Origin of the sequence: Ramlibacter sp. (assembly GCF_028292805.1) — a bacterium.
In the GTDB taxonomy this organism is placed as follows: domain Bacteria; phylum Pseudomonadota; class Gammaproteobacteria; order Burkholderiales; family Burkholderiaceae_C; genus Ramlibacter.
The window spans coordinates 1-2607 of sequence record NZ_JAQGLS010000170.1; the positions used below are offsets into that span (position 1 = coordinate 1).

Annotated in this window: 3 protein-coding genes and 1 pseudogene; 1 reads left to right on the plus strand and 3 read right to left on the minus strand. The window is 67.4% G+C overall.

The window, feature by feature from the left end; genetic code table 11:
* The 3 genes and pseudogenes from JWP65_RS10625 to JWP65_RS10635 form a co-directional block, all read right to left on the minus strand.
* The coding region (locus tag JWP65_RS10625; protein WP_299763480.1) for an inorganic phosphate transporter at positions 1-746 on the minus strand (746 nt) is incomplete at its 3' end.
* A gap of 11 nt (positions 747-757) precedes the next feature.
* On the minus strand, positions 758-1405 hold the full coding sequence (locus tag JWP65_RS10630; protein ID WP_299763484.1) for a DUF47 domain-containing protein: 648 nt from the start codon (positions 1403-1405) through the stop codon (positions 758-760).
* Between the two features lie 78 nt (positions 1406-1483).
* Positions 1484-1846, minus strand: a pseudogene (locus JWP65_RS10635) (DMT family protein); the annotation flags it as partial.
* Here JWP65_RS10635 and JWP65_RS10640 point away from each other — a divergent pair.
* Positions 1845-2483, plus strand: a complete 639-nt coding sequence (locus JWP65_RS10640; protein ID WP_299763482.1) for a pseudouridine synthase — start codon at positions 1845-1847, stop codon at positions 2481-2483. The pseudogene JWP65_RS10635 and the gene JWP65_RS10640 overlap by 2 nt on opposite strands.
* The last annotated feature ends 124 nt before the right edge of the window (positions 2484-2607 follow it).

The window sequence follows — 2607 nt, forward strand, 5'->3', positions numbered from 1 at the left end:
TGGCCCATGGTCTTGACGATGCGCCAGCCGCCGAACATCGTGCCCATGGCGATCGCCACGTAGCAGGAGACGATCACCCACACCGGCGGCGACTCGGCGCCGACGGCGACATAGCCAGTGGCGATCAGCAGCATCCAGATGATGCCGATGGTTTTCTGCGCGTCGTTGCCGCCGTGGCCCAGGCTGTAGGCGCCGGCGGAAACCAGCTGCGCCCGGCGGAACCACTTGTCGACGCGGTTCGGCCGCGTGTTGCGAAACAGATTCGACACCAGCACCATCATCAGCGAGCCGAGCAGGAAGCCGAGCACCGGCGAGACGAAGATGAAGATCACCGTCTTCCAGATACCGCCGGCAATCAAGGAGCCGGCGCCGGCCTTGGCGATGACGGCGCCGACGATGCCGCCGATCAGCGCGTGTGAGGAGCTGCTGGGGATGCCGAACCACCAGGTCACCACGTTCCAGGTGATGGCGCCGATCAGGGCGCCGAACACCACGTGGGTGTCCACCACCCCGGGCTCGACGATCCCCTTGCCCACGGTCGCCGCCACGCTCAGGTGGAAGATGAAGATGGCGACGAAGTTGAAGAAGGCCGCGAACACCACGGCCTGGCCGGGTCTGAGCACGCCGGTGGAAACCACCGTCGCGATCGAGTTGGCGGCGTCGTGGAAGCCGTTCATGAAGTCGAACAGCAGCGCGACGACAACCAGCATGACCACGACCCAGAGGGCCACCTGCGAGACTGCCATGTCGGTCCGCCTCAGGAGTTCTCGAGGACGATGCCCTCGACGACGTTGGCGACGTCTTCGCACTTGTCGGTGATCGTCTCCAGCAGTTCGTAGATGGCCTTGAGCTTGATCACCTCGCGCACGTCCGGCTCCTCGCGAAACAGCTTGCTCATGGCCGAGCGCATCACGCGGTCGGCGTCCGACTCGAGCTTGTCGATCTCCTCGCAGGTCTTGAGCGCCGCCACCGCCGTGTTGTGGTCCGACAGCTTGCCCAGCAGGCCGACCGCCTCTTTGACGCGCTCGACGCAGCGCACGCTCAGGTCGGTCAGGCGGGTGATCTCCTCGGTCATGTGCCGCACGTCATACAGCGACATGGTCTCGGCCGAGTCCTGGATCAGGTCGGCCACGTCGTCCATGGTGTTGATCAGCGTGTGGATCTGTTCGCGGTCGATCGGGGTGATGAAGGTCTGGTGGATCAGGCGGTTGACGTCCTGCGTCACCTTGTCGGCGGCGCGCTCGGCGTGGTCGACCTCGCGGGCGTACTGTTCGCGCAGGGTGAGGTCGGCGTAGTTCGCCACCAGCTTGGAAAAGGCCTGCGCGGCGTCCACCATGTGGACCGCGTGCTGGTTGAACATCTCAAAGAAGTTGCCTTCACGCGGCAACAATTTCCTGAACAGCATGAACGCTCCAGAGAGGGATTTTCGTTTTCGGGGGATTGGCGCGGAGTTTACCTGCCGAGCGGAGCACCGACCTCGCCCGCTGCGGAATATGAAATACACCGCGCCCACCATGCACAGCGCCGGCCGCAGGGAATCCAGCTTGAGCGCCCCGTCCAGGTAGAACACGACGAACGGCACGAACCCGGCCGGCGTGATCTTCCTGCATGATCTTGAGCGGGGCCACGCTGAAGCCGGCCTGCTGCAAGCCGATGCGGTTGGCCGGCAGCTGCGGCAGGTATTCCGCCAGCGCGATGCCCCAGCTGACCAGGGCCGCGATGCACCCGGGGGCGGGGGCCAGGTTCTTCAGGTGACCGTACCAGGCCATGGTCATGAAGACGTTGGAGCCGCCAGCAGCAACACCGTCTGCACGCCGAACGGCAGCGAGGAAGAAAGGGCATTCATGCAGGGGTTAGTAGAAGGCTTGCTGTACGTGGACGAGCACTTGCTGGTGCTGGACAAGCCCGCGGGCCTGCTGGCGGTGCCCGGCCGCGGCGCGGACAAACAGGACTGCCTGTCGGAGCGGGCGCGCCGCCTGTGGCCGGACGCGCTGGTGGTGCACCGGCTCGACATGGCGACCTCGGGGCTGCTCCTGATGGCGCGCGGCCTGCACATGCAGCGGATCCTGAGCCGCGCCTTCGCCGAGCGCGAGGTGGCCAAGCGCTACGAGGCCGTGGTGGCGGGCCGGCTGGGCGAGCGCGACGACCAGGGCGCGATCGCCCTGCCCCTCATGGCCGACTGGCCGAACCGGCCGATGCAGAAGGTGGACGCGGCGCAAGGCCGTCCCAGCAGCACCCGCTGGCGCGTGCTGGACGCGGCCGGCGACAGCACCCGGGTCGAACTCGAGCCGGTGACCGGCCGCACGCACCAGTTGCGGGTCCACCTGCAGGCCATCGGCCACGCGATCCTGGGCGACCCGCTGTACGCGCCGCCGGCGGTGCAGGCGCTGGCGCCGCGGCTGCTGCTGCACGCGACGGCGTTGCAGCTGGCGCACCCGGCCAGCGGCGAGACTGTGGCTTTCGCCAGCAGCGCGCCGTTCTGAGCGCGCGGGAACTCGCCCGGCGACTGCTGCTCAGAGACCCAGGAGAACGCGATGGCCCCACCTTCCAAGCTGCTGAACCGCCGCACCGTGGCCGCCGCCCTGGTCGCCCTGCCCGCCTGCTGGA

Bases quoted from the DNA above. Each gene is read 5' to 3' on its own strand.
- JWP65_RS10630 (WP_299763484.1), bottom strand. From the start codon at position 1,405: ATGCTGTTCAGGAAATTGTTGCCGCGTGAAGGCAACTTCTTTGAGATG.
- JWP65_RS10640 (WP_299763482.1), top strand. From the start codon at position 1,845: ATGCAGGGGTTAGTAGAAGGCTTGCTGTACGTGGACGAGCACTTGCTG.